Genomic DNA, 24,720 nt, shown 5'->3' on the forward strand with positions numbered 1-24,720 from the left:
CAATGGTTGAATTGAGTGAGTCATGAGCGAGCTGTTACTGATTGATGATGACCAGGAACTGTGCGAGCTGCTCGGCAGCTGGCTGACCCAGGAAGGGTTTTCCGTGCGTGCCTGCCACGATGGGCAGAGCGCACGCCTGGCCCTGGCTGAGCATGCCCCTGCTGCCGTGGTACTGGATGTGATGTTGCCCGACGGCAGTGGCCTGGAGCTTCTCAAGCAGCTGCGCAGCGAGCATGCCGAGCTGCCGGTGCTGATGCTTTCAGCCCGCGGCGAGCCGCTGGACCGGATTCTCGGCCTGGAACTGGGCGCCGACGACTACCTGGCCAAACCCTGCGACCCGCGTGAGCTCACCGCCCGACTGCGCGCAGTACTGCGCCGCAGCCACCCCACCGCCACAACCAGCCAGATGGAGCTGGGTGACCTGGTCTACAGCCCTGCGCGGGGCGTGGCCAGCATCGATGGCCGGGAAATGACCCTGACCCTGTCCGAAAGCCGTATTCTTGAAGCGCTGCTGCGTCAGCCCGGCGAACCGCTGGACAAACAGGAACTGGCGCAGATCGGCCTGGGCCGCAAGCTGACCCTGTACGACCGCAGCCTGGACATGCATGTCAGCAACCTGCGCAAGAAGATCGGCCCCCACGCCGATGGCCGGCCACGCATTGTGGCGTTGCGTAGCCGTGGCTACTACTACTGCCTGTAAAAACGCCGGGGCCGCTGCGCGCCCCATTGGCGGCACAAGGCGGGGCCTGCACGGGCCAATCATCTTTACTTTGCCTTTACCATCCCCTGACTGCGCTTGACGGTGATCTCCCTAGACTGTGCTCATCCGGTAATCACCGGCCTATGAAAGGAGAGACACCATGCGCAAGACCCTTATCGCCCTGATGTTCGCTGCCGCTTTGCCGACCGTAGCCTTGGCCATGCCTGACGGCGGCCCGCGCCACGACGGCCCGCATCATCGCGGTGATGCGCCTTTCCACCAACTGGACCTGAGTCGCGATCAGCGCCAGCAGATCGGCAAGCTGATGGGCGAGCAAATGCAGCAGCGCCGCGACATTACCCAACGCTACCTGTCCAAGCTGCCGGCCGCCGACCAGAAAGCCATGAAGGATGAACTGCAAGCCAACCGCGACAAGACCGACAGCGCAGTGCGCAAGTTGCTCACGGCTGACCAGCAGAAGAAGTTCGATGAACTGCAAAAAGAACGCGCCGCCAAGAAAGCCGAGTGGCAGGAGTTCCAGGCCTGGAAAGCTGAAAAAGGCGCCAAGGCCCAGTAAGCTGTCCGCCCCGTGCCCGGCCCGCATCACTGCGGGCCGGGCTTTTCCCGTTTAGGAGGTGCACTTGCGTTCACTGTTCTGGCGCATCCTGGCCAGTTTCTGGCTGGCCATCACCCTGGTCGCAGGCCTGTCGATCCTGCTGGGGCACATGCTCAACCAGGACGCCTGGATCCTCAGCCGCCACCCGGGCCTGAACACCCTGGCCAGCAAGTGGACCAAGCACTATGAGCAGGAAGGCCTGGAGGCGGCCCAGCACTTTCTGGAACGACGCAAGGACCGCTACAAGATCGACGTGCAGGTGCTCGACGATAGCGGTGAGGCCGTGGTGCCCGGTACCTTCCCTCGCCGTGCGGCAGCCTTCGAAGCGCGCCAGCACAATGACCAGCGGCGCTTGCCATGGCGCCGGCTGACCGAGGAATACACCAGCCCCGACACCGGCGAAACCTACTTGCTGATCTACCGCATCCCCCACCCGGCGCTGGATGCCTGGCACCGTGAAAGCCTGCTGTGGCCACTCAGCGCCCTGGGCATTGCCTTGGTCGTGCTGACCCTGTTCAGCCTGCTGGTGACGCTGTCCATCACCCGCCCGTTAAGCCGTCTGCGCAGCGCCGTACACGATCTGGGCCAGACCACCTATCAGCAGAACAGCCTGGCACGGCTGGCAGCGCGGCGCGACGAGTTTGGCGTGCTGGCCAAGGACTTCAATAAGATGGGCGCGCGCCTGCAAAGCACCATTGGCAGCCAGCGCCAGCTGCTACGCGATGTGTCCCACGAACTGCGCTCGCCGCTGGCCAGGCTGCGTATCGCCCTGGCCCTGGCCGAGCGCGCCGAGCCTGAGCAGCGGCAAGCGCTGTGGCCACGCCTGACCCGCGAGTGCGACCGCCTGGAAGACCTGATCAGCGAAATCCTCGCCCTGGCCCGAGTGGATGCCGAACAGGCTCATGCCGAACCCGTCGACATCAATGCCTTGCTCGGCAGCGTACGCAAGGACGCCCTGCTGAGCGCGCCGGAGCAGGACGTGCGCCTGGAGGCGCAGCCGGGGTTGAGCTTGCAGGGTTGGCCAACGCTGATCGAGCGTGCCGTGGACAACCTGCTGCGCAATGCCCTGCGCTTCAACCCGGCGGGCCAGCCGGTCGAGGTCAGCGCCGCACGCGAGCAGGACCGCATCGTAATCAGCGTGCGTGACCATGGGCCTGGGGCGGCAGCGGAGCACCTGGCGCAACTGGGTGAGCCGTTCTTCCGCGCGCCGGGGCAAGAAGCACCGGGGCATGGCCTGGGCCTGGCGATTGCGCGCAAGGCCGCGGAGCGCCATGGCGGTAGCCTGGTGCTGGAGAATCATCCACAGGGTGGGTTTGTGGCCAGGCTGGAGTTGCCCCTGGCTGAAGCGACAGGCAGTTAATGGGGTGTAAAGGCACCTGGCCTCTTCGCGGGTAAACCCGCTCCTACAGGGGATGTGGATGCCGTTGTAGGGGCGGCTTCACCCGCGAAGAGGCCGGAAGCTTTGATACCTGAATCAGCCCAAGGCCAGGTTACTCACCCCAGCCACTGACGAAATCAGCCGTTTCCAGTACCGGCGCTGTCCGCGGCTCGGTCAGCGGCGTGCCGACGTACAGGTAGCCGATCAGCTCCTCGTTCTCGGCCAACCCCAACCCCTTGTGCACATGGGCATCGAAGGCCATGTCACCGGTACGCCACACCGCGCCGATCCCCTGCGCGTGCGCAGCAATCAGAATACCGTGCGCCGCACAGCCCGCCGCCAGGCGCTGCTCGGACTTGGGCACCTTGAAGTGGTCCTGCAACCTGGCCACCACCACGATCAGCAACGGCGCCCGCAGCGGCATCGCACGGGCCTTGTCCAGTGCAGCCTGGCTGGCATCGCCCTTGTGCTGCACGGCTTCGGCGAACAGCTCACCCAACTTCTCGCGGCCCTGGCCTTCGATGGTAAGAAAACGCCACGGCCGCAGCTGGCCGTGGTCCGGGGCGCGCAGGGCAGCCTGGAACAGCGCCTCGCGCTGGGCGGCATTGGGCGCCGGGTCGGTCAGGCGTGGCACGGAAACACGGTTGAGCAATGCGTCGAGAGCCTCCATCGGCTACCCTCCTGGCAGTTGAATGTGTGGCCATTCTAGCGTTTACATCACCAGACCCATAGGTAGAATGGCGCCCTTCCGTTTCGAGTCTGAGCAGATCACATGGCGTTGCCGACCTTAAGGATCATTGGTTTCATCATCGGCATCTTCCTGATTACCCTGGCCGTCGGCATGGCCGTGCCCATGGCGACCCTGGTGATCTTCGAGCGCACCGGTGACATGCCGTCGTTTCTCTGGTCGAGCCTGATCACCTTCATCGCCGGCCTGGCCCTGGTGGTGCAGGGGCGTCCGGAGCATGTCCACCTGCGCCCGCGCGACATGTACCTGCTGACCGTCAGCAGCTGGCTGGTGGTGTGCGTGTTCGCCGCGCTACCGTTCCTGCTGACCCAGCACATCAGCTACACCGACGCCTTCTTCGAAAGCATGTCAGGCATCACTGCCACTGGCGCTACCGTACTCAGCGGGCTCGATAACATGTCACCGGGCATCCTCATGTGGCGCTCGATGCTGCACTGGCTTGGCGGTATCGGCTTCATCGCCATGGCGGTGGCGATCCTGCCGCTGCTGCGCATCGGTGGCATGCGCCTGTTCCAGACCGAATCGTCCGACCGCTCGGAAAAGGTCATGCCGCGTTCGCACATGGTCGCCAAGTCGATCGTGGCGGTCTACGTCGGTTTCTCCATCCTTGGTGCGTTGGCCTTCTGGTGGGCGGGCATGAGCCCGTTCGATGCGATCAACCACGCCATGTCGGCTATCTCTACAGGTGGGTTCTCCACCTCCGACCAGTCATTGGCAAAATGGGATATCCCGGCCGTGCACTGGGTGGCGGTGGTGGTGATGATCATGGGCAGCCTGCCGTTCACCCTTTACGTAGCCACCCTGCGCGGCAACCGCAAGGCGCTGATTCGTGACCAGCAGGTACAAGGCTTGCTGGGCATGCTGGTGGTCACCTGGCTGGTACTGGGCACCTGGTACTGGTACAGCACCAACCTGCACTGGCTCGACGCCCTGCGCCACGTGGCGCTGAATGTGACCTCTGTGGTCACCACCACCGGTTTCGCCCTGGGGGACTACAGCCTGTGGGGCAACTTCTCGCTGATGCTGTTCTTCTACCTGGGCTTCGTTGGCGGCTGCTCTGGCTCGACCGCCGGCGGTATCAAGATTTTCCGCTTCCAGGTGGCCTACATCCTGCTGAAGGCCAGCCTCAACCAGCTGATTCACCCGCGCGCGGTGATCAAGCAAAAATACAACGGTCATCGCCTCGATGAAGACATCGTGCGTTCGATCCTGACGTTCTCGTTCTTCTTCGCCATCACCATTTGTGTCTTGGCGCTGCTGCTGTCGCTGCTGGGCGTGGACTGGATGACTGCGCTGACCGGTGCCGCCGGCACGGTTTCGGGTGTAGGCCCAGGCCTGGGTGAAGTGATCGGCCCGTCGGGCAACTACGCCACGCTGCCTGACGCGGCCAAATGGATTCTGGCGGCCGGCATGCTGCTGGGTCGCCTGGAAATCATCACGGTGTTGGTGTTGTGCATGCCGGCGTTCTGGCGTCACTGAGCATTTCGCCTTCCGCGCCGAGGCGGGCGCGGTACTCGCTGGGCGTGGCATCGAACCAGCGGCGGAACGCCCGATAAAAGTTGCTGGGGTCGGCAAAGCCCAGCAGGTAGGCGGTTTCCAGCAAGGTCATGCCCGGCTGGGCCAGGTATTGTTCGGCCAGTTCGCGGCGGGTGTCGTCAAGCAAGGTCTGGAAGCTGGTGCCTTCCTCCTGCAGCCGCCGTTGCAAGGTGCGCTGCGACAGGTGCAGGGCCTGGGCCAGGGTTTCGCGCTTGGGCTCACCCTGCGGCAGGATGCGGCACAACACCTGGCGTACGCGGTGGCTAACCCGGCTTTCGGAGAAGCGTGCCAGGTACTCGCCGGCAAACCGGTCGTGCAGCACCGCCATGGCCTCGTTCGCGGTCGGCAGCGGCGCCTCCATGTCGGCCCGCTCGAACACCAGCGCATCATGTGGGGCGCCGAACACCAGCGGCGAATGGAACGCCACCTTGTAAGGCTCGACATTCTTCGGCTGCGGCCCCTGCACCAGCACCCGCCGCGGCTGGACTGGCCGGCCACTGAGCCATTTGCACAGCGCCAACGCACAGGCCAGCGACGCTTCGGCGCTGTGCCGGGTTGGCGGCAGGTGGTCACCGTGCACGGTCAGAATCAGCGAATAACCCTCGGGGCCGAGGACGAAACTAAGGTCGGAGCTTTCAGCGATGATGCGCTGGTAGCGCACCAGGCGCTCGAAGCCCTCGGCCAGGGTGCGGCTGGACATCAACGCATAGCCCACCACATGGAAAGACGCCGGGCGGACCACCCGCGCCATGTTCAGGCCGATGGCCTCATTGCCCGACAGCTCCACCGCCAGCTGCCAGAGGCGGGTCATGGAGTCTTGCGGAAAACGTGCATCGGGGTCGTCGAGGGCGGCAAAGTCCAACCCCAACTGCTTGAACATGGCTCTGCAATCCAGCCCTTCCAGTTCAAGTGCCTTCACGATCCCTGATGCCCAACTGGCTGACGTTGTTCTTTCGCTCATGACAGGCTTCTTTTTTTACCAACCGCTCCTGCGGTGAACCCCAAGGATACTCATTTGGCGCCTATTGTCACTGGTAGGCCCCGTCAGTCACTCTAGACTCGAATCAGGCTCCACGCCGTGTATCTTGTCCAGAAGTATTAATCCCGGAGCACTGCCATGAACAGCACAGCGCAGTTTCGCAGTTTTGCCGAGTTCTATCCGTACTATCTGGGGGAGCACAGCAACCCCACCTGCCGCCGCCTGCACTTCGTCGGCACCAGCCTGGTGATAGCGCTGCTGGCCTACACCATTGGCAGTGGCAAATGGTTGCTGCTGCTGGCCGTGCCGGTGTTCGGCTATGGCTTTGCCTGGGTCGGGCACTTCTTTTTCGAGAAGAATCGGCCAGCGACCTTTACCTATCCGCTGTACAGCCTGGCCGGGGATTTCGTGATGTTCCGGGATATCCTGCTGGGCAAGCTCAGGCTGTAAGCGTCCGAGGCCGCTTGGCAGCACTCGGTCCCTAAGCCGGCTCGCGCAACGCCGCCACGGCCTGCGCTTCGGCCAGCCGATACAGTTCTACGCTGCCATCCCAATGCTCGATCAGAGCCGTGCACGACTCCACCCAGTCCCCGCAATTGAGGTAGTCCACCTCACCCACCTTGCGGATCTCGGCATGATGGATATGCCCGCACACCACTCCATGAAACCCACGACGGGTGCATTCATGTGCAATGGCATTCTCGAAGTCGCTGATGAAGTTCACCGCGCCTTTCACCTTGTGCTTGAGGTACGCCGACAGCGACCAGTAACCATAGCCATAGCGCGCTCGCCAGTGGTTGAGCCAGCGGTTGAGCACCAAGGTGAATTCGTAGGCGCGATCACCCAGAAACGCCAGCCAGCGGTGGTAACGGGTAATCACATCGAACTGATCGCCATGGACCACCAGCAGCCGGCGGCCATCGGCTGTCAGGTGCTCGGCCTCGTCTACCAGCTGAATGTTGCCCAGAATCAACTTCGAGTAGCGGCGCAGGAATTCGTCATGGTTGCCGGTGACGTAGATCACCTCGGTACCGCGCTTGCTCATGGTCAGCAGCCGGCGGATCACGTTGGTGTGAGCTTGCGGCCAATAGATCCCGCCGCGCAGTTTCCAGCCATCGATGATATCGCCCACCAGGTAGACGCGGTCAGCCTGGTAGCCCTTGAGGAATTGCGACAGGTGTTCGGCCTGGCAGTCGCGGGTACCCAGGTGCACGTCGGAGATCCACAGGGTACGCACGCGTTGCTTGCGCGAGGGGCGGGACAGTTCGGCATGGCTCATGGGCAGGCTCCGGCGCAGTTTGCTGGAGACTGGCAGGCGCACATGACAGCGCCATGGCAAAACAGTGACGAGTGATGGCGTGCAGGGATTGAGGCACAATGGGCGCCTGCCCTGCGAGGAAGCCCCCATGACCGCCGGCCCGATCCTCTCGCTGCGCCATTACCGCGACAGCCTGATCGCCCACAGCCACGAACACCCGCAACTGGTGTTCGGCCTGCGTGGCCGCCTGGAGTTCGAGGTCCAGGGGCATGGCGCCGGCATCGATCGCCAGGGGCTGATCGTGGTCCCGGCGGGTGCTCATCACACGTGCGCCAGCGATGCCGGCAGTGATTGCCTGGTGCTTGATGTGCCAGGGGAGCCATGGCTGCGCGAGCACCTGGGCGAGCATGCCGATGCCAGCCGCCGCCTGCTCGACCGCCCCGCCGCCGTGAGCCTGGATGAGCGCCAGCAGCAACTGGTGGACTGGCTGGCGAGCAGCCCCGTGCACGACCCGCTGATTGCCCGACAAGGCGCGGCACTGCTGTTGGCCAGCCTCAACGCCACGGCGGCAGCCAGCGTACACGCCAGCCAGCGCCTGCCCTACAGCGCCTTCGATGGGCATATCGAGCAGCATGCAGCTTACCCGCTGCAGGTAGCTGACCTGGCGCGCATCGCCGGGCTGTCCAGTGCCCGGCTGCATGCGCGCTTTACCGCGGAGTGCGGGATGACTCCGATGGACTACATTCGCCAGCGGCGTTTGCTCAAGGCGCGGCGGCTAATCGTGCAGACCGTGCTGCCGATGGGCGAAATTGCGGCGCAGGTGGGGTATAGCTCGCAAAGTGCCTTTTCAGCGGCGATGCTACGGGCGTTCGGGTGTACACCTTTGGCTTTGCGGCGAGAGTCTGGCGATAACTGACAGCAGTCTTGCGACAGAACGTGTTCGCCTGAGGCTTTAGACTTTGCCTTTACCGGCCCTTTCGCGGGTAAACCCGCTCCTACAGGATGCCCCCGCCTGAAGGTTGTGCAAAACCTGTAGGAGCGGGTTTACCCGCGAAAGGGCCGGCACTGCCTGTAGAGATCTTCATCAAGGACCCATCATGAACCACCGCACCGCCCTCGGCGCACTGCACATTGGCGCGCTGTTCTTCGGCCTTACCGGCGTCTTCGGCAAACTGGCCGCCAGCGCCAGCCCAGCGATCATTGTCTTCGGTCGCGCCGCCTTCGCCGTACTCGCCCTGGCCCTGTTCGCCAGCCTGGCCGGCCCGGGCTGGCAACGCGTGAGCCGCCAGGATACGCGCCGCCTGCTGCTCGGTGGTGTGCTGTTGGCCGGCCACTGGGTCAGCTTCTTCATCGCCGTCAAAGTGGGCGGCGTAGCCATCGCCACCCTCGGCTTCGCCAGCTTCCCGGCCTTTACGGTGATCCTCGAAAGCCTGCTGTTCCGCGAGCGTATCCACCGTAACGAAGCCGTCTTGGTCGTGCTGGTCAGCATTGGCCTGATACTGGTCACACCGGCATTCGACCTGGCCAGCGAAGCCACCGGCGGCCTGCTCTGGGCACTGCTCTCGGGCCTGCTGTTCTCGCTGCTGTCACTGACCAACCGGGCCGGCTCCGGACGTTTGCCTGCAGTGCAGGCCGCACTGTGGCAAAACCTGGTGGTGGGCCTGTGCCTGCTACCGTTCGCGGCGCCCGGCCTGGCCGACGTTGCGACCCTGGACTGGCTGTGGATCGCCCTGCTCGGCATTTTCTGCACGGGGGTGGCGCACAGCCTGTTCGTCGCCAGCCTGGCAGTGATCAAGGCGCGCACCGCTGCGGTCGTGTTCGGCATGGAGCCGGTCTACGGCATTGCCGTGGCCTGGGCAGTGTTCGCCGAAACCCCGACCGTGCGCATGCTGCTGGGCGGCGCGCTGATCATCTTCGCCATCGTGCTGTCCAGCCGTCTGGCTGCCGAGCAACCGCCCAGGCAGCGACCACTGACCGAGGGCGCCTGATCAGCGGTCGTTGTGACCAAGATCACGCTGCGGGTCGACCTGGTCGCGCACCCGCTGCTTCAGTACCTTCGCTTCGGGGAAACCGCCGTCGGCCTTGCGCTCCCAGATCTGCACGCCATTGCAGGTGATGCGGAAGATACCCCCGGTACCCGGCTCCAGCGCTACCCGGCCAAGGTCGTCGGCAAAGGTGCTGAGCAGTTCCTGAGCCAGCCAGGCCGCACGCAGCAGCCACTGGCACTGAGTGCAATAGGTGATGACGATTTCCGGCTTGTTGTCAGCCATGGTGAAACATCTCCAGGTAAGGGGCCGCTTATACTAGCGGTCTTTAGCCCACGGTTTGAGAGTCACGATGCGCCGTCTGCTGTTCTGTTTTCTGCTCGCACTCACCTCGCTTACGGCAATCGCTGCGGAACCCGCCAGGCCCAAGGTCGGCCTGGTGTTGTCTGGCGGTGCGGCCCGTGGCCTGGCCCACATCGGCGTACTCAAGGCGCTGGAGGAACAGGGTGTGCGCATCGACGCCATCGCCGGCACCAGCATGGGCGCGGTGGTCGGCGGCCTGTACGCCTCGGGCTACAGTGTCGAAGAGCTGGAAAAACTCGCGACCACCCTTGACTGGCAACAGGCACTCTCCGACGCCCCGCCGCGCAAGGATGTGCCGTTCCGGCGCAAGCAGGATGACCGGGACTTCCTGGTCAAGCAGAAGCTCAGCTTTCGCGACGACGGCAGCCTGGGCCTGCCGCTGGGTGTGATTCAGGGCCAGAACTTGTCACTGCTACTGGAAAGCAAACTGGCGCATACCGCCGACACCCGCGACTTCGACAAGCTGCCCATCCCCTTCCGCGCCGTGGCCACCGACATCGCCAGTGGCGAAAAAGTCGTGTTCCGCCGGGGTCACCTGCCCCAGGTAATCCGCGCCAGCATGTCGATCCCCGCCGTGTTCGCCCCAGTCGAACTGGACGGCCGCCTGCTGGTGGACGGCGGCATGGTCGACAACATTCCGGTGGATGTGGCCCGCGAAATGGGCGTGGACCTGGCCATCGTGGTCGACATCGGCACCCCGCTGCGCGATCGCAAGCAATTACTGACGGTGGTCGACGTGCTGAATCAGTCGATCACTTTGATGACCCGGCGCAACTCCGAAGAACAACTGGCCAGTCTGCACCGCGACGACATCCTCATCCAGCCATCGCTGACCGCCTTCGGCGTGACTGACTTCGGCCGTGCCCGCGACATGATCGACGCCGGTTACCGCGCCACTCGCCTGCTTGACCCGCGCCTGGCCGCCCTGCGCCAGCTCGAGGGCGACGCCAGCCTGGCCGTGGCCCGCTCGCCGCGCCAGCGCACGCCGGTAATCACCGCAATCCGGATCGAAAACGACTCCAAGGTCAGCGATGATGTGATCCGCTCGTACATCCGCCAGCCGATCGACGCACCGCTGGAACTGGGCCGCCTGCAGACCGACATGGGTACGCTGTATGGCCTGGACTACTTCGACAGGGTGCAGTACCGCGTGGTGCACAAGGGCAACGACAATACCCTGGTGATCAACGCCCGGGGCCGACGCGGCGGCACCGACTACCTGCGCCTGGGCCTGAACCTGTCCGATGACCTGCGCGGCGACAGCGCTTTCAACCTGGGCGCCAGCTACCGGGTCAACGGCATCAACAGCCTTGGCGCCGAATGGCTGACCCGCGGCCAGATCGGTGACCAGCAAGCGCTGTACAGTGAGTTCTACCAACCCCTGGATGTGGGCTCACGCTACTTCATTGCGCCGTACCTGGACCTGGGCTCGCAGAACATCGAAGCCACCCTGGACAACGACCCGGTCGCCGAGTATCGCCTGGAGCGCTATGGCTTTGGCCTGAACGTAGGCCGGCAGATCGGCAACAGCGGTGAAGTGCGCCTGGGCGTGGGCAAGGCCTGGGGCGAGGCCGAGGTGCGCATCGGCGACCAGGACCTGCCCAAAGTCAGTTTCAACGAAGGTTTCTACGAGCTGAAGTACTCGTTCGACACCCTCGATAACGTGTACTTCCCGCACCATGGCGAGGACATCGGCCTGACTTTGCGCAAATACGACAAGTCGCTGGACTCCGACCAGGATTACCGGCAGTGGCTGTTCACCCTGGACAAGGCCATCAGCAGCGGGCCGAACACGTTCGTACTGGGTGGGCGCTACGGGCGCACGCTGGACGACACCGAAGTGGTGACGTCAAGCTTTGTGATGGGCGGGGCGCGAGAGTTGTCAGGCTTCCGCCAGGACTCGGTATCGGGGCAGAACCTGAGCCTGCTGCGCATGGTCTATTACCGCCGGCTGACGCCACGGGCCTATGTGCCGCTGGACTTCCCGCTGTACATCGGCGGCTCGCTGGAGCGAGGGCGGGCGTGGAACAACGACAACGAATTCGACAGTGGGTACATCAATGCGGCGAGCATCTTCCTGGGGCTGGAGACGCCTCTAGGGCCGCTGAACTTCAGCTATGGCGCCAACAGTGCGCATGAGCAGGCGGTGTACCTGAACCTTGGGCACACCTTCTGAGGCTTGCACTGCACCTGCAACAATGGGGGGAGCTCAGGACTTTTCGAGATTGGCCAGGATCTTGGCATGCACGCGCATGCAGACCTGCAAGTCCGCCTCGTCCACGCCGGTAAACAGCTCTACCCGCAGCTGGTTGGCGATGGTCTCGATCTGATCGATCAACGGCTTGGCCGGCGGGCACAGCACAATCTTCTTCGCCCGCCGATCCTCCAGCACCGCCTGCCGGCGTACCAGCCCCTGCGCTTCCAGGCTGTCGAGCAGACGCGCCAGGGTCGGGCCCTCGACACCTACGCTCTGGGCCAGCTCACGCTGGGTCGGGGCGTCTTCGAAGCGCGCCAGGTGCAGCAACACCAGCCAGCGCGCCTGGGACAGGTTGAGCCCGGCCAGGCGGCGGTCCAGCTCGGCACGCCAACCTCGGGACATCTGGGCCAGTTGCATGCCAAAGCGGTGTTGGTTGTCGTTCAGGGGCATAAGGAACTCATTGAGTAGATCTAATTATTAGGCAGCTAACCATGCCCTGCCCTACGAGGCAAGGCTCGGCCATGGTTACGCGTTCGATAATCGTCAAAAAGCATGACAAAGGTCAGCAGATGGCGCTTCTGCCGTCGATCCTGCATGCGTTTACAATTCGAATTCCGCCGCCAGTGCTGCGCGCACGCAATAGAGTACGCCCTCCGGCACCCGCGCCCCGAACTGCGGGGCAATGGCCGACACCGGTGGCAGCTCACCCTCGCCATCAAGAAAGGCGTCCTGCACCTCCATCATCAGGTCTTCCGGCAAGTCGATGGCCTGGTCCAGACTCAGCTCCTGGCGGCCCAGCGCCTCGGCCAGCAGGCTATACACATTCTTCTCGCTGCAGTTGAGCTGGCCAGCGATCTGCGCCGGGGTCATGCCGGCACGGGCCAGGCTGACCAGTTCGTGGCGCAGGTCGAGCACCACTTTCGGTGCCTCGTCGGTGCCACCGCTGCTGTTCAGCACTTCGAGGAACGCCTGGCCGTAGCGCTCCAGCTTGCGCGCCCCCACACCGCTGACCTGGGCCATGTCGCTGAGGCTGACCGGCTGGCTGCGCAGCATCTCCAGCAGTGTCGAGTCGGGGAAGATGACGTAGGGTGGCACACTGTGTTCTTCGGCCAACTTGCGGCGCAGGGTACGCAGCGCCTCCCACAGATCGCGCTCTTCGGCACGCACCAGCTGGCTGGCCGGGCTGCCGCCGCTGGACGACGAGGTTTTGGCTGTGGTCTGCGGTTTGAGATCTCGGCGCAGTTGCAAGGTCACCTCGCCGCGCAGCAGCGGCCGGCAGCTGTCGGACAGGCGCAGACCGCCGTAGCCTTCCAGGTCGATATCGACCAGGCCGCGCGCCACCAGCTGACGGAACAGTGAACGCCACTCGACCTCGGCCAAGCCTTTGCCAACGCCGAATACCGACAGCTTCTCGTGGCCAAAATTGCGCACCTTTTCGGTGTCCTTGCCCAACAGCACATCGACCAGGTGGCCAACACCATAGCGCTGGCCGGTGCGGAACACCGCCGACAGCGCCTGGCGGGCCGGCTCGGTGGCGTCCCAGGTCTGGATGTTGTCGACACAGTTGTCGCAGTGCCCGCACGGTTGTTCGAGGGTTTCGTCGAAGTAGGCCAGCAGCGACTGGCGGCGGCAGCGCGTTTCTTCGCACAGCGCCAACATGGCGTCCAGCTTGTGCTGCTCGATGCGCTTGTGGCGCTCGTCGCCTTCGGAGTTCTGCAGCATCTGCTTGAGCATCACCATGTCCTGCAGCCCGTAGGCCATCCAGGCATCGGAGGGCAGGCCGTCACGGCCGGCCCGGCCGGTTTCCTGGTAGTAGGCCTCAAGCGATTTGGGCAGGTCGAGGTGAGCAACGAAGCGCACGTTGGGCTTGTCGATACCCATGCCGAAAGCAATGGTAGCGACCATGATCAGCCCTTCCTCGTTGAGAAAGCGGTGCTGGTTGGCCGCACGTGTCTCGGCGGCCAGGCCGGCGTGATACGGCAGCGCAGGGAACCCCTGACTGCAGAGGAAGGCGGCGGTTTCGTCGACCTTCTTGCGCGACAGGCAGTAGACGATGCCAGCGTTGCCACGACGCTCGCCGAGAAAGGCCATCAACTGCTTGCGCGGTGCCTCCTTGGGCACGATGCGGTAGAAGATGTTGGGCCGGTCGAAACTCGACAGGAAGCGCTCGGCGCCCTGCAGGTGCAGGCGCTGAACGATCTCCTCGCGGGTTCGCATGTCGGCCGTAGCGGTAAGCGCAATGCGCGGCACATGCGGAAACAGTTCGGCCAGCTGACCCAGCTGCAGGTACTCGGGGCGGAAATCGTGACCCCATTGCGAAACGCAGTGGGCCTCGTCAATGGCGAACAGCGAGATGTCCAGATCGCGCAGGAAGTCGAGCATGCGCGGCTGCACCAGGCGTTCCGGCGCCAGGTACAGCATCTTGACTTCACCACGGCGCAGGCGCCCGGCCAGTTCACGCTGCTGCTCCGCCGTCAGGGTAGAGTTCAGGGCGGCCGCAGACACACCCAGCTCGTCAAGGGTGGCGACCTGGTCGTCCATCAGCGCGATCAGTGGCGATACCACCACTGTCAAGCCCGGGCGCAGCAGCCCCGGCACCTGGAAACACAGCGATTTGCCGCCACCGGTGGGCATCAGTACCAAGGCATCGCCGCCATTGGCCACGCATTCGATGATCGCTGCCTGGCGCCCACGGAAACTGTCGTAGCCGAAGATGTCCTTGAGAACGCGCTGAGCCTGTTCGAGCATGTGCAACTCCAAATCGCCGTACCATCCTGGATAAAGGCTGGACGAAAAACCCGCCCCGCACACGCCAAATGCGTAAGCGGTTTTTGCCAGGCAGCCGTTAAAACCTGCCCCTGGATGAAAAATCGCGGAGTATACCGCAGCACCGCGCTGCACATGCACCGCGGCGATAGACGTTCCCTTTGCCCCGCTGCCGCTGCAAGGTGCTAGAATTCGTTATCGTTTATTCCCCAAGGTAGCCCTGTAATGTCCTTCGCCGAGCAACTGACCCGCCTGCAAGCCTTCCTCGACGCCGACGAGCTGCACGAAGAAGCGCTGGACTATGTCGCCGCACACGGCTACCTCACCGCTCTTTCGATCAACGCCGAGGACGTGCCCGAGCGCGAGTGGATCGACGCCCTGTTCGCCGAGGAGCCGCACTACGCCAGCGAAGCCCAGCGCACCGAGATCGAGGCCACCCTGGTGGCGCTCAAGGCGCACATTGCCCGCCAGCTGGCAAGCGACGAAGAATTCGACCTGCCCTGCGACCTCGACCTGACCGATGAGCCGGACGATTCCGACCTGCGCGGCTGGTGCATCGGTTTCATGGAAGGCGTGTTCCTGCGGGAAGAGGCGTGGTTCGAAAACGCCGAGGAAGAAGTCAGCGAGATGCTGCTGCCGATCATGGTGGGTTCGGGCTTGTTCGACGAGCAACCAGAGTTCGCCGATATCGCCAGCAACGCCAACCTGCAGGATGACATGATCGTGCAGATCCCCGAGGCATTGAGCGCACTGTTCCTGCTGCTGCACGCCCCTGACGAAAAACCGGCGCTGCTCAAGCCACGCCACCACTGAGCAAGCTGTGCGCTACCTGCTGCTGGCCACTGGCTGGCTCAGCGTCGCGCTGGGGGTGCTGGGGATATTCCTGCCGGTATTGCCCACCACCCCATTCCTGCTTTTGGCGGCGGCCTGCTTTGCCCGCAGCTCGCCGCGCTTCCATCACTGGCTGGTCCATCATCCCAAGCTGGGGCCATGGATCCGTGACTACCTCAGTGGTCAAGGCATCCCCCTCAAGGGCAAGGTCTACGCCATCGGCCTGATGTGGGCCAGCATTGGCCTGTCGTGCTATCTGGTGCCGCTATTCTGGGCGCGCACCTTCATGTTGACCAGTGCCGTATTGGTCACCTTGTACATTCTCAGCCTGAAAACCCTGCACAAGCCAAGGTGACAATATTTTGTCGCCAAATATCGCTTTCGCCTAATCGACACCCTCTTTATCCGAATTAGTTCTGGAACTGCGTATAGCCCTTGTATCCATTGGTTTTCAAGGCATTCTTCGCGTTCATTCCGTGCGCTTGAATGCACACTTATTAGACAATAAAGATCTTATATGGCAATTTGATATGAATAAATCTTCTTATCTATCGCGTTGAATGTACTTAGCTGTGTTGTTAAAAACCTGCAACACTATACGCGATAAGTTTATCGTCATTTTTTTGGCGAACAGCAGGATCAATTCCAGGATCAGGGAGATGTACCATGCGCGTTTTGAACCCCATCACCAGTGCTTTACTGTTGGCCCTGGCGAGTGCCAACGTACAGGCGATGTCGATTACCGAGGCTGTCCAAAGCGCCGTGGACTACCACCCACAAGTCAGCTCCAACCGTAACAGCAAGCTGTCGGCCGATGAAGACGTGAAGTTCGCGCGTGGTGGCTACTACCCTTCCGTGGACCTGGTTGCCGGTTACGGCCGCCAGCGCTCGGACAACGCCACTACCCGCGCCGAGGGAAACCACAACAAGGAAACCCTCAACTACACCCAGTCCGAACTGCGCCTGCGGCAGATGATCTTCGACGGCTTCAACACCTCGAATGAAGTAGGCCGCACCGAGGCGGTCTCTACCTCCCGCGCCTATTACACCCAGGCCGTTGCCCAGGATGTCGCCCTGCGTGCAGTCGAGGTCTACCTGGAAGTGCTCAAACGCCGTGAACTGGTGACCCTGGCCAAGAACAACCTGCAAGCTCACCTGCGCGTCAACGACCAGATTGGCCTGCGCAACGAGCGCGGCGTCGGCAGCACCGCCGACCTCGACCAGTCCCGCGCACGTCGCGCCCTGGCGGAAAACAACCTGGACACCGCCGAAGTCGACCTGGCCGATGCCGAGGCCAACTTCTTCAGCGTGATCGGCCGTGCCCCGGACGAGCTGGAAAGCCCGCAAAGCATCAAGGGCGAGGTGCCTGGCACCCTCGACGAAGCCCGCGATGGCATGCGTCAGAACAACCCGTACATCAAGTCTGCCCAGGCTGACGTCAACGCCGCCGAGAAGCAGTACGAAGTGGGCAAGTCGACCTTCTACCCACGCTTCGACGCCATTCTGGCAACCGGTGCCAACAACAACACCGGTGGCGAGAAAGGCCACAACAACAACGACTGGCAAGCTGGCGTGGAGATGAACTACAACCTGTTCCGCGGTGGCAGCGACAAGGCTCGCCTGCAGTCCGACGCGCACAAGATCAACCAGGCACTGGACATTCGCAACAACGCCCTGCGTGAGTTGACCGAAAACCTGAGCCTGGCGTGGAACGCCATGAACAACGCCAGCAAGCAGCTGCCAACCGCGCGTGAATACGCCGAGACCACCAAACGTGTGCGCGCGGCCTACCAGGACCAGTTCGGCCTGGGCCAGCGCACCCTGCTGGACGTCCTCGACAGTGAGAACGAGCTGTACAACGCAGACCGCCGCTACACCGAGGTGCGTTATACCGAAGAGTTCTCGCGCTACCGCGTACTGGCGACCATGGGTGAATTGCTGAGCAAACAGCATATTTCGTTGCCACCAGAGGCGCTGGCGACCACCGAAGTCCGCACCGAGGCGCGTCTGCCTGAGATGCGTTGAGCGGGCTTTAGGTAGCGGGGCTGCTTTGTGCTGCGAATGGGCTGCAAAGCAGCCCCCAACCCTCATTCGCGGCCATGATTACGCTGAAAAGTCTCTACGCCCATGGCCCTGATCTGCCCCTCGATCAACGCCTCGAACGGCGCCAGCAGTGCATCGAAGCAGGCCGGTTGCTCCAGCGTGTTCAATGCCCCGACCACCGCCTCGATCGTCGACAATGCACCCGCCTCCGGCGCTTTGCGCAACCGATAGCGTGAAGCGGCCAACTGCCCCAGCGTCACCCGAGGCAGCCCCCCCAGCAACGGGTTCAGGTACAGCAGCTTGCGCGCCTTGCGCCAGGTACCGTCGGGTACGATCAGCAGCAAAGGTTTGTCGCCCGCCTCGCCATAAGCTGTGAGCACCTGGGCGTCATCACCCGGGAACAGCAGCACCGGGTGGTATCCGGGGGTGGCGAGCAGGTCATGCAGGTCATCGAACACCTCTCCAATCCGCAACTCGGCATTGTTCAGGCCAAGGGCAGCCAGGCGCGCCGTGTTCAGGGCATGGGCAGTTTCACTGGGGTGCTGCAGCAGGATCACACGGGTGCGGCTGTCGAGCGCGGGGATCAGTGGGCATAGGCAATGGTCGAGCGGGCGCTGGCAGCGCTCGCAGCGGGGTCTGGGCATGGCGGTCTCCTTGGCGGGGACAGTTTGCCACATAACCGGGGCCCGCTTTGCGGGCCCCGCGATTTCAACGGTTGAACCTTTCCGCCAGGCTATGCAGGTACTCCGCCATGCGCTCGAGGTCCTGGCTGATTTCCGCGCCTTGCCTGGCTTGCCCGGCACTCTGGTCGCACAGTTGGGCAATCCTCACGATCTGCTGGTTGATGTCTTCAGCCACATGGCTCTGTTGCTCCGATGCCGTGGCCATCTGCTGGCTCATGCCGGTGATGCGGCTGACCGCCACGGCAATCCCGCTCAGCGCCGCCTGCACCGCCTCGACACTGTGCACACTGTCCCGGGAAATCTGCTCGCCCCGGCTGGCAGTGCTCACCGCTCGCTCCGCCCCGGCCCTCAACGAGGCAATGATATGGTGGATCTCTTCGGTCGACGCGCGGGTACGCTGCGCCAATGACCGCACCTCATCAGCCACCACGGCGAACCCCCGCCCTTGCTCACCGGCGCGCGCCGCTTCAATGGCGGCGTTAAGCGCCAGCAGGTTGGTCTGCTCGGCAATCGAAGTGATCACGTCGACCACGCTGCCAATCGACTGGGTCTGCTCGGCCAAGGCGTTGACCGCCTGACCAATGTCATTGACCGCGTCGCTCATGCTGCCCATGGCTTGCAGGCTCTTCAGGGCCAGCTCGCTGCCCTGCTGCGCCAGTTGGTCGGCATCACCTGCCGCGTGTGCCGTGCTCTGCACGTTGTGGGTGACCTGCTGGATGGTTGCCGCCATCTGCGCGATCGCCGTGGCGGACTGGTCGGTCTCGCTGCGCTGCCGGTCGAGCATCTGCGCCTGGGCATCGGACAGGTCGGAAGACTGCGCCGCCCGCGACTTTACCCCGACACCGGCATCCACCAGCCGGGTCAGGGCCGTTTGCAGGCGGGCCTCTTCGCTGATGATGGCCAGGTCGAGCTGGCCCTGCAGGCCTGGGTTGTCGCTGTAGGTCAGCGCCACCAACGGACTGGTAAAGGCCTTGGGATGCTCAGCCAAGGTGCGGCGAATGGCCTGGTTCTGCCGGTGCTCGACCCAGTACCAAGCCAGCAGCAGACTTGCCATCAGCACCGCGAGCGCCGCATAGGGGGGCAGCCAAAGGTAACCCGCCGCCGACAGCAGGCCTGCGCCGATCAGTGGCCAGCCATGGCCCAGGCCGTGCCCCAGGCGAGCAGCCCACGGCACTGGGCCGCGACCATCACGCAAACGCGCATACAGTGCCTCGGCACGGCGGATCTGCTCACGCGTGGGCACCGAGCGCACCGACTCGTAGCCACTGATCCGGCCTTGTTCGTATATCGCCGTGACATAGGCGCTTACCCAATAGTAATCGCCGTTCTTCGCCCGGTTCTTGACGATGCCCATCCAGGGTTTGCCCTGCTTGATGGTCTCCCACATGTGGCCAAACACCGCAGGCGGCATGTCCGGGTGGCGCACCAGGTTGTGCGGTTGGCCGACCAGCTCGTCATAGGTAAAGCCGCTGATTGCCACGAAGGCGTCGTTGCAGTAGGTGATGCGGCTGCCGAGGTCAGTCGTGGAAATAAGGCGTTGATCGCCGGGGAAGGTTCTTTCGTGCTCAGTGACGGGCAAATTCATGCGCATCTTGGGCGATCCTTGCAGGATGAAATAAGGGGAAATCATCAGCGCAAGTTGATATGTAGCAGAGCGCTATCAGGTTAGCGGCCAGCGTTTAGCGGAATTTAACCCGCTCCCGACGGAATGCATGAATGCGTCGCATCTCAGCCCACGTTGAGCTGGCTTTTCAGCAGGTCACGGAAGGTCTGGATCAGCGGTTCGCGGCTGCGCCCGCGGCGAATGATCAGCGAGAACGGGGCCTGGTAACCAAAGGTCGACGGCGACAGTACACGCAAGTCACCTTTGTCGACCCAGGCCTGGGCGTAGTGTTCAGGCAAGTAGCCGATATAAGCCCCGGAAAGGATCAGGATCAGCTGCGCCTCCATGCTTTCAACCGTCGCCGCACTGTGCTTGAAGCCATGCCGGGCCAGTTCGGCCTGGCTCCAATAACCACGGCCGACCATGCGCTGCTGGGTCACCACCTGCTCGGGAATGCGCCGCTCGGCATACAACGGGTGGCGGCTGCTGCAGTACAGCCAGTGCTGTTCGCGGTACAACGGCTGGTAGAGCAAGCCGCTCATCCGCGAAGAAAACGCACCGATGGCCAAGTCCAGGCGGTTGTCCTGCACACCCAGTTGCAGCTCGTAGGGGCTGGACACCGACAGGTGCAGGTGCACCGCCGGGTGCTCCTGGCTGTAGGCACCGATGGCTTCGGCCAGCGGCAAGGCGCGGTCACCGACCGTGGAGTCGATCACGCCAAGGTTGAGGGTGCCACGCAGTTCGCCCTTGAGGGCGGCGGCATACTGCTCGAAACCGTCCAGCTCGGCCAGCAGGCGCAGGGTTTCCTGATGGAACAGCTCGCCCTTGCTGGTCAGGCTGAAGCCACCCCGACCCCGGTGGCACAGCACGATACCCAAGGCGCCCTCCAGCTGGCTCATGTAGGTACTGATGGCCGAGGTCGACAGGTTCAGCTCGCGCTGGGCGTTGGCAAAGCCCTGGTGGCGCACCACGCTGATGAAGATGCGCAGCAGTTTCAGGTCGGGCAAGGTCGAGGCCATGGTGCAACGGTTCCACAAGGGTATGTGCGCGCAGTTTAACTGCTCTACCCGCCTTTAGTTCAGAAAATCCTGAACTAAGTATTTGTCGGTAGCGATTCTTCCCGGGTACTCCCTTGAGCAGACTTGGCCGAAATGTCCCTGCCCGCCGGCAAACCACACGTGAATGGCGCGCGGCGGCACAGGTTCGAACAAACACAACAATCGACCGACTGATGAGGCCCATCGTGGACAAGACTCTCCACCAACCACTGGGCGGCAACGAAATGCCGCGTTTCGGCGGCATCGCCACCATGCTCCGCCTCCCCCACCTGCAAAGCGCCGAAGGCCTGGATGCCGCCTTCATTGGCGTACCGCTGGATATCGGTACCTCGCTACGCTCCGGCACCCGCTTCGGCCCGCGGCAGATCCGCGCCGAATCGGTGATGATCCGCCCGTACAACATGGCGACCGGTGCCGCCCCGTTCGACTCGCTGTCGGTCGCCGATATCGGTGATGTGGCAATCAACACCTTCAATCTGCTGGACGCCGTGCGCATCATCGAAGAAGCGTATGACGAGATCGTCGAGCACAACGTCATCCCCATGACCCTGGGGGGCGATCACACCATCACCCTGCCGATCCTGCGTGCGCTGCACAAGAAACACGGCAAGATCGGCCTGGTACACATTGATGCCCACGCCGACGTCAACGACCACATGTTCGGCGAGAAGATCGCCCACGGCACCACCTTCCGCCGCGCCGTGGAAGAAGGCCTGCTCGACTGCGACCGCGTGGTGCAGATCGGCCTGCGCGCCCAGGGCTACACCGCCGACGACTTCAACTGGAGCCGTCGCCAGGGCTTCCGCGTGGTCCAGGCCGAAGAGTGCTGGCACAAGTCACTGGAGCCACTGATGGCTGAAGTGCGGGAAAAAGTCGGCGGTGGCCCGGTTTACCTGTCTTTCGACATCGATGGCATCGACCCGGCCTGGGCGCCCGGTACCGGCACCCCGGAAATCGGCGGCTTGACCACTATCCAGGCGATGGAGATCATTCGCGGCTGCCACGGCCTGGACCTGATCGGCTGTGACCTTGTCGAAGTCTCCCCGCCTTACGACACCACCGGCAACACCTCGCTGCTCGGTGCCAACCTGCTGTTCGAGATGCTCTGCGTGCTACCTGGCGTGGTGCGTCGCTAATACCGCTCTACCCCGGCAGGAGCCATGAGGGAGGGCCACTGAGGCCCGCCAACACAAGAAAAGACCGCCGGGCGCCGTGCAAACGCCCGCGCGGTCGATCTCGCCATAATAAAGATAATCGGGAGACCCCCAATGGCCTTGGACATCATTGTTGTAATGATCTACACAGCGGGCATGCTCGGGCTTGGCTGGTATGGCATGCGCCGCGCGAAAACCCATGAAGACTACCTGGTAGCCGGGCGCAACCTCGGCCCGGTGCTGTACATGGGCACCATGGCCACCACCGTACTCGGTGGCGCTTCCACCGTCGGCACCGTGCGCCTGGGCTACGTCCACGGCATTTCCGGCTTCTGGCTGTGCGCAGCCCTGGGCCTGGGCATCATCGCCATCAACCTGTTCCTCGCCAAACCGCTGCTGCGCCTGCGCATCTTCACCGTGACCCAGGTACTGGAACAGCGCTACAACCCGACCGCACGCCAGGCCAGCGCCGTCATCATGCTGGCTTACGCGCTGATGATCGGGGTCACCTCGACCCTGGCCATGGCCACCGTCCTGCAGGTGCTGCTGGACCTGCCGTTCTGGGCTTCGCTGATGCTCGGCGGCGGCGTGGTAGTGCTGTACTCGACCATCGGCGGCATGTGGTCGCTGACCCTGACCGATATCGTCCAGTTCGTGATCAAGACCGTCGGCCTGATGTTCATCCTGCTGCCAGTGTGCCTGTACAAGGCCGGTGGTTGGGACACCCTGGTGGCCAAACTGCCAGCGGCCAGCTTCCAGCTGACTACCATTGGCTGGGACACCATCATCACTTACTTCCTGATCTACTTCTTCGGCATCCTCATCGGCCAGGACATCTGGCAGCGAGTGTTCACCGCCCGTGACGAAAAGGTCTGTCAGCGAGCCGGCACCACCGCCGGTGTGTATTGCGTGCTGTATGGCCTGGCCTGCGCTGCGATCGGCATGGCTGCGCATGTGCTGATGCCCGACCTGGCGAACCCGAACAACGCCTTTGCCGAGATGATCAAGACCACCCTGCCCGATGGCATCCGTGGCCTGCTGATGGCCGCGGCCCTGGCGGCCATGATGTCCACCGCCAGCGCCGGTCTGCTGGCTGCCTCGACCACCGTGACCGAAGACCTGCTGCCCAAGCTGCGTGGCGGCAAGCAGTCGAGCCTGGGTACCAGCCGCCTGTTCACCCTGCTCACCGGCCTGGTGGTGCTGGGCATCGCGCTGATGGTGAATGATGTGATCAACGCCCTGACCCTGGCTTACAACCTGCTGGTCGGCGGCATGCTGATCCCGCTGATCGGGGCGATCTTCTGGAAGCGTGCAACCACCGCAGGCGCGATTGCCAGCATGTCGCTGGGCTTTGCCACCGCCCTGCTGTTCATGTTCCTGGACGGGCTGGAGGCCAATACGCCGATCTACTATAGCCTGGCAGTAGGGCTGGTGAGCTTTGTGGGCGTGAGCCTGGTGTCGCGCAAGTCGGTGGCGGCGGTGAAGCTGGCCTGACTGCTGTACCGGCCCTTTCGTTTGTAGCGGGCTTGCACGCGCGAAAGGGCCAGTACACGCAATAGACAATCAGCAGACACAAAAAGGCCGCTGCACCCACTCGGGTGAAGCGGCCTTTGTCGTTAATCAGCGCCGACGCGGTTGACGTTTGCGCTGCTCTTCATCAGTCGGGATCGGCACCGGCTGCAAGGGTGGTGGAATCAGCCCCAAGGCGACGGCCAGGTCGTGGAGCCAGTTTGACAGTGGTTTATTCATAATGCCCCCTTGACGGGTCAGCCTCACGGCAAATCAATCCTGCAATGTTTCATACAGATCATAGCCCTATGTCCTGTATTACGCATGCCTCTGTTCCTACAGATAAGGGCGATTTTGACTCGGATCAAGCCGTGGCGGCGCATTCCGACGACTGGTTAATCGTTTCGCTTTGTTGCAGGTCGATCCATGCCTGCAGATTGGCCCCACGCATACCCTGGCGCCACATCAGCCAGGTGACCGTCTGATCGAAAGGTGCCTGCAGCGGGTGCACCCTCACCCGGTCACGTCCAGGCAGGCTGTCGAGCATCGACTGGGCCATCATCGCCACACCCGCACCCGCGATCACACAGGCCAGCATGCTCTGGTACGACTCGATCTCCATCACCCGCCCCATCGGCGTATGGGCATGGGCATACCAGGCCTCCAGGCGCATGCGGTACGAGCAGCCCTGGCGGAAGGTGAACACCGCCTTGCCCGCCACGTCCTTGGCGGTGAGGACCGTCGGGTGCTCGGGGCTGGTGATCAGTATCAGTTGCTCATCGCACAGCGGCACGCCATCCAGCCCGGCAAGGCTCGGTGGCCCGTCCACAAGAGCAGCATCCAGGGTGTGGTTCAACAGCCCTTCAAGCAACTCGCCGCTGGGTGCAGCACGCACTTGCAGGTTCACCTGCGGGTAAGCCTGGTGATAGCGCGCCAGCAACGCCGGCAAGTGGGTCGCCGCCGTGCTGTACATGGTCCCCAGCACGAAGTCCCCAGCCGGCTGACCGCCACGCACGGCGCCCAGCGCTTCATCGCGCAAGGCGGACATACGGTTGGCATAGTCCAGCAGCACCTTGCCTGCTGGCGACAGTTGCAGGCGCTGACGTTCGCGCAGGAACAGTTCGACGCCCAGCTGCTCCTCGAGTTGGCGCAGGCGCGTGGAAAGGTTTGATGGCACCCGGTGCAGGCGCTCTGCGGCACGGGTAACCGAGCCTTCCTCGGCCACGGCCTGGAAGATACGCAGTTGGCTGAACTCCACAGCATTCTCCAAAACAGAACAACTTGATCATCATTATTCAATTTTATTGAAAATA

The 24,720-nt window shown here is 63.2% G+C and carries 24 protein-coding genes; 13 read left to right on the plus strand and 11 right to left on the minus strand.

Annotated features, from left to right (window positions below):
- The first annotated feature begins 22 nt into the window (after window positions 1-22).
- From ACF8Q6_RS02095 to ACF8Q6_RS02105, 3 genes are all read left to right on the plus strand, one after another.
- The gene (locus ACF8Q6_RS02095; protein WP_003254551.1) at window positions 23-700 is read left to right on the plus strand and encodes a response regulator transcription factor; all 678 of its coding nucleotides are present in this window, start codon (window positions 23-25) and stop codon (window positions 698-700) included.
- A gap of 160 nt (window positions 701-860) precedes the next feature.
- A complete protein-coding gene (locus ACF8Q6_RS02100; RefSeq protein WP_392493762.1) occupies window positions 861-1,277 on the plus strand; it encodes a Spy/CpxP family protein refolding chaperone in 417 nt (138 codons plus the stop codon).
- 58 nt (window positions 1,278-1,335) lie between these two features.
- A complete protein-coding gene (locus tag ACF8Q6_RS02105; RefSeq protein ID WP_239607175.1) occupies window positions 1,336-2,676 on the plus strand; it encodes a HAMP domain-containing sensor histidine kinase in 1,341 nt (446 codons plus the stop codon).
- Between the two features lie 130 nt (window positions 2,677-2,806).
- On the opposite strand, the gene ACF8Q6_RS02110 is transcribed toward ACF8Q6_RS02105, so the two are convergent.
- Entirely contained in the window at window positions 2,807-3,364 is a 558-nt protein-coding gene (locus ACF8Q6_RS02110) for an NAD(P)H nitroreductase (RefSeq protein WP_003254557.1), read from the minus strand.
- Between the two features lie 102 nt (window positions 3,365-3,466).
- Here ACF8Q6_RS02110 and ACF8Q6_RS02115 point away from each other — a divergent pair, with 102 nt between their 5' ends.
- On the plus strand, window positions 3,467-4,921 hold the full coding sequence (locus ACF8Q6_RS02115) for a TrkH family potassium uptake protein (protein ID WP_004576878.1): 1,455 nt from the start codon (window positions 3,467-3,469) through the stop codon (window positions 4,919-4,921).
- On the opposite strand, the gene ACF8Q6_RS02120 is transcribed toward ACF8Q6_RS02115, so the two are convergent.
- Window positions 4,878-5,939, minus strand: coding sequence for an AraC family transcriptional regulator (locus ACF8Q6_RS02120; protein ID WP_161775200.1), 1,062 nt, complete (start codon window positions 5,937-5,939; stop codon window positions 4,878-4,880). The genes ACF8Q6_RS02115 and ACF8Q6_RS02120 overlap by 44 nt on opposite strands.
- Window positions 5,940-6,095: 156 nt before the next feature.
- Between ACF8Q6_RS02120 and ACF8Q6_RS02125 the strand changes: the two genes are divergently transcribed.
- Entirely contained in the window at window positions 6,096-6,407 is a 312-nt protein-coding gene (locus ACF8Q6_RS02125; RefSeq protein ID WP_003254563.1) for a DUF962 domain-containing protein, read from the plus strand.
- A gap of 31 nt (window positions 6,408-6,438) precedes the next feature.
- On the opposite strand, the gene ACF8Q6_RS02130 is transcribed toward ACF8Q6_RS02125, so the two are convergent.
- Window positions 6,439-7,236 carry a UDP-2,3-diacylglucosamine diphosphatase gene (locus tag ACF8Q6_RS02130; RefSeq protein ID WP_003254566.1) on the minus strand — a complete coding sequence of 266 codons (798 nt, stop codon included), beginning with the start codon at window positions 7,234-7,236 and terminating at the stop codon, window positions 6,439-6,441.
- A gap of 127 nt (window positions 7,237-7,363) precedes the next feature.
- On the opposite strand from ACF8Q6_RS02130, the gene ACF8Q6_RS02135 reads away from it, so the two are divergent.
- Together ACF8Q6_RS02135 and ACF8Q6_RS02140 are read left to right on the plus strand one after the other, a co-directional pair.
- Complete coding sequence (locus tag ACF8Q6_RS02135) at window positions 7,364-8,131, plus strand: AraC family transcriptional regulator (protein ID WP_392493761.1); 768 nt, start codon at window positions 7,364-7,366, stop codon at window positions 8,129-8,131.
- 181 nt (window positions 8,132-8,312) lie between these two features.
- The gene (locus tag ACF8Q6_RS02140; RefSeq protein ID WP_003254570.1) at window positions 8,313-9,203 is read left to right on the plus strand and encodes a DMT family transporter; all 891 of its coding nucleotides are present in this window, start codon (window positions 8,313-8,315) and stop codon (window positions 9,201-9,203) included.
- Here ACF8Q6_RS02140 and ACF8Q6_RS02145 read toward each other — a convergent pair whose 3' ends face one another.
- Window positions 9,204-9,485 (minus strand): SelT/SelW/SelH family protein, encoded by a 282-nt coding sequence (locus ACF8Q6_RS02145; protein ID WP_121783045.1) that lies wholly within the window; start codon window positions 9,483-9,485, stop codon window positions 9,204-9,206.
- A 67-nt stretch (window positions 9,486-9,552) separates the two neighbouring features.
- Here ACF8Q6_RS02145 and ACF8Q6_RS02150 point away from each other — a divergent pair, with 67 nt between their 5' ends.
- Complete coding sequence (locus tag ACF8Q6_RS02150; RefSeq protein ID WP_392494119.1) at window positions 9,553-11,739, plus strand: patatin-like phospholipase family protein; 2,187 nt, start codon at window positions 9,553-9,555, stop codon at window positions 11,737-11,739.
- Window positions 11,740-11,772: 33 nt separating this feature from the next.
- Here ACF8Q6_RS02150 and ACF8Q6_RS02155 read toward each other — a convergent pair whose 3' ends face one another.
- Entirely contained in the window at window positions 11,773-12,210 is a 438-nt protein-coding gene (locus ACF8Q6_RS02155) for a MarR family transcriptional regulator (RefSeq protein WP_003254575.1), read from the minus strand.
- A 150-nt stretch (window positions 12,211-12,360) separates the two neighbouring features.
- A complete protein-coding gene (recQ, locus tag ACF8Q6_RS02160; protein WP_003254576.1) occupies window positions 12,361-14,508 on the minus strand; it encodes a DNA helicase RecQ in 2,148 nt (715 codons plus the stop codon).
- A gap of 243 nt (window positions 14,509-14,751) precedes the next feature.
- On the opposite strand from recQ, the gene ACF8Q6_RS02165 reads away from it, so the two are divergent.
- The 3 genes from ACF8Q6_RS02165 (at window position 14,752) to ACF8Q6_RS02175 (ending at window position 17,382) form a co-directional block, all read left to right on the plus strand.
- Window positions 14,752-15,339, plus strand: a complete 588-nt coding sequence (locus tag ACF8Q6_RS02165) for a YecA family protein (RefSeq protein ID WP_010955200.1) — start codon at window positions 14,752-14,754, stop codon at window positions 15,337-15,339.
- Between the two features lie 7 nt (window positions 15,340-15,346).
- Window positions 15,347-15,712, plus strand: a complete 366-nt coding sequence (locus ACF8Q6_RS02170) for a YbaN family protein (protein ID WP_392494118.1) — start codon at window positions 15,347-15,349, stop codon at window positions 15,710-15,712.
- A 311-nt stretch (window positions 15,713-16,023) separates the two neighbouring features.
- Window positions 16,024-17,382 carry a TolC family outer membrane protein gene (locus ACF8Q6_RS02175; protein WP_012051559.1) on the plus strand — a complete coding sequence of 453 codons (1,359 nt, stop codon included), beginning with the start codon at window positions 16,024-16,026 and terminating at the stop codon, window positions 17,380-17,382.
- 62 nt (window positions 17,383-17,444) lie between these two features.
- Here ACF8Q6_RS02175 and ACF8Q6_RS02180 read toward each other — a convergent pair whose 3' ends face one another.
- From ACF8Q6_RS02180 to ACF8Q6_RS02190, 3 genes are all read right to left on the minus strand, one after another.
- Window positions 17,445-18,044 carry a tRNA-uridine aminocarboxypropyltransferase gene (locus tag ACF8Q6_RS02180; protein WP_392494117.1) on the minus strand — a complete coding sequence of 200 codons (600 nt, stop codon included), beginning with the start codon at window positions 18,042-18,044 and terminating at the stop codon, window positions 17,445-17,447.
- Window positions 18,045-18,108: 64 nt separating this feature from the next.
- Window positions 18,109-19,674, minus strand: coding sequence for a PAS domain-containing methyl-accepting chemotaxis protein (locus tag ACF8Q6_RS02185; protein WP_004576874.1), 1,566 nt, complete (start codon window positions 19,672-19,674; stop codon window positions 18,109-18,111).
- Window positions 19,675-19,811: 137 nt separating this feature from the next.
- Window positions 19,812-20,705 (minus strand): LysR family transcriptional regulator, encoded by an 894-nt coding sequence (locus ACF8Q6_RS02190; protein ID WP_003254585.1) that lies wholly within the window; start codon window positions 20,703-20,705, stop codon window positions 19,812-19,814.
- Window positions 20,706-20,929: 224 nt separating this feature from the next.
- On the opposite strand from ACF8Q6_RS02190, the gene speB reads away from it, so the two are divergent.
- Window positions 20,930-21,880 carry an agmatinase gene (gene speB / locus ACF8Q6_RS02195; protein ID WP_003254586.1) on the plus strand — a complete coding sequence of 317 codons (951 nt, stop codon included), beginning with the start codon at window positions 20,930-20,932 and terminating at the stop codon, window positions 21,878-21,880.
- 132 nt (window positions 21,881-22,012) lie between these two features.
- On the plus strand, window positions 22,013-23,392 hold the full coding sequence (locus tag ACF8Q6_RS02200; RefSeq protein ID WP_012051556.1) for a sodium:solute symporter: 1,380 nt from the start codon (window positions 22,013-22,015) through the stop codon (window positions 23,390-23,392).
- 126 nt (window positions 23,393-23,518) lie between these two features.
- On the opposite strand, the gene ACF8Q6_RS02205 is transcribed toward ACF8Q6_RS02200, so the two are convergent.
- Both ACF8Q6_RS02205 and ACF8Q6_RS02210 read right to left on the minus strand, forming a co-directional pair.
- Entirely contained in the window at window positions 23,519-23,647 is a 129-nt protein-coding gene (locus tag ACF8Q6_RS02205) for a PA1414 family protein (protein ID WP_009683677.1), read from the minus strand.
- 124 nt (window positions 23,648-23,771) lie between these two features.
- Window positions 23,772-24,665 carry a LysR substrate-binding domain-containing protein gene (locus ACF8Q6_RS02210; protein ID WP_392494116.1) on the minus strand — a complete coding sequence of 298 codons (894 nt, stop codon included), beginning with the start codon at window positions 24,663-24,665 and terminating at the stop codon, window positions 23,772-23,774.
- Between the last annotated feature and the right edge of the window lie 55 nt (window positions 24,666-24,720).

The organism is Pseudomonas sp. GLN_2, from assembly GCF_043106005.1.
Taxonomy (GTDB): Bacteria; Pseudomonadota; Gammaproteobacteria; order Pseudomonadales; family Pseudomonadaceae; genus Aquipseudomonas; species Aquipseudomonas alloputida.

Coding starts and splice junctions, on each gene's coding strand:
- ACF8Q6_RS02180 (WP_392494117.1), bottom strand. CDS start 18,044: ATGCCCAGACCCCGCTGCGAGCGCTGCCAGCGCCCGCTCGACCATTGC.
- ACF8Q6_RS02190 (WP_003254585.1), bottom strand. CDS start 20,705: ATGGCCTCGACCTTGCCCGACCTGAAACTGCTGCGCATCTTCATCAGC.
- ACF8Q6_RS02175 (WP_012051559.1), top strand. CDS start 16,024: ATGCGCGTTTTGAACCCCATCACCAGTGCTTTACTGTTGGCCCTGGCG.
- ACF8Q6_RS02135 (WP_392493761.1), top strand. CDS start 7,364: ATGACCGCCGGCCCGATCCTCTCGCTGCGCCATTACCGCGACAGCCTG.
- ACF8Q6_RS02200 (WP_012051556.1), top strand. CDS start 22,013: ATGGCCTTGGACATCATTGTTGTAATGATCTACACAGCGGGCATGCTC.
- ACF8Q6_RS02130 (WP_003254566.1), bottom strand. CDS start 7,236: ATGAGCCATGCCGAACTGTCCCGCCCCTCGCGCAAGCAACGCGTGCGT.
- ACF8Q6_RS02155 (WP_003254575.1), bottom strand. CDS start 12,210: ATGCCCCTGAACGACAACCAACACCGCTTTGGCATGCAACTGGCCCAG.
- recQ (WP_003254576.1), bottom strand. CDS start 14,508: ATGCTCGAACAGGCTCAGCGCGTTCTCAAGGACATCTTCGGCTACGAC.
- ACF8Q6_RS02150 (WP_392494119.1), top strand. CDS start 9,553: ATGCGCCGTCTGCTGTTCTGTTTTCTGCTCGCACTCACCTCGCTTACG.
- ACF8Q6_RS02125 (WP_003254563.1), top strand. CDS start 6,096: ATGAACAGCACAGCGCAGTTTCGCAGTTTTGCCGAGTTCTATCCGTAC.
- ACF8Q6_RS02165 (WP_010955200.1), top strand. CDS start 14,752: ATGTCCTTCGCCGAGCAACTGACCCGCCTGCAAGCCTTCCTCGACGCC.
- ACF8Q6_RS02140 (WP_003254570.1), top strand. CDS start 8,313: ATGAACCACCGCACCGCCCTCGGCGCACTGCACATTGGCGCGCTGTTC.
- ACF8Q6_RS02185 (WP_004576874.1), bottom strand. CDS start 19,674: ATGCGCATGAATTTGCCCGTCACTGAGCACGAAAGAACCTTCCCCGGC.
- ACF8Q6_RS02115 (WP_004576878.1), top strand. CDS start 3,467: ATGGCGTTGCCGACCTTAAGGATCATTGGTTTCATCATCGGCATCTTC.
- ACF8Q6_RS02095 (WP_003254551.1), top strand. CDS start 23: ATGAGCGAGCTGTTACTGATTGATGATGACCAGGAACTGTGCGAGCTG.
- ACF8Q6_RS02110 (WP_003254557.1), bottom strand. CDS start 3,364: ATGGAGGCTCTCGACGCATTGCTCAACCGTGTTTCCGTGCCACGCCTG.
- ACF8Q6_RS02145 (WP_121783045.1), bottom strand. CDS start 9,485: ATGGCTGACAACAAGCCGGAAATCGTCATCACCTATTGCACTCAGTGC.
- ACF8Q6_RS02120 (WP_161775200.1), bottom strand. CDS start 5,939: ATGAGCGAAAGAACAACGTCAGCCAGTTGGGCATCAGGGATCGTGAAG.
- ACF8Q6_RS02205 (WP_009683677.1), bottom strand. CDS start 23,647: ATGAATAAACCACTGTCAAACTGGCTCCACGACCTGGCCGTCGCCTTG.
- ACF8Q6_RS02100 (WP_392493762.1), top strand. CDS start 861: ATGCGCAAGACCCTTATCGCCCTGATGTTCGCTGCCGCTTTGCCGACC.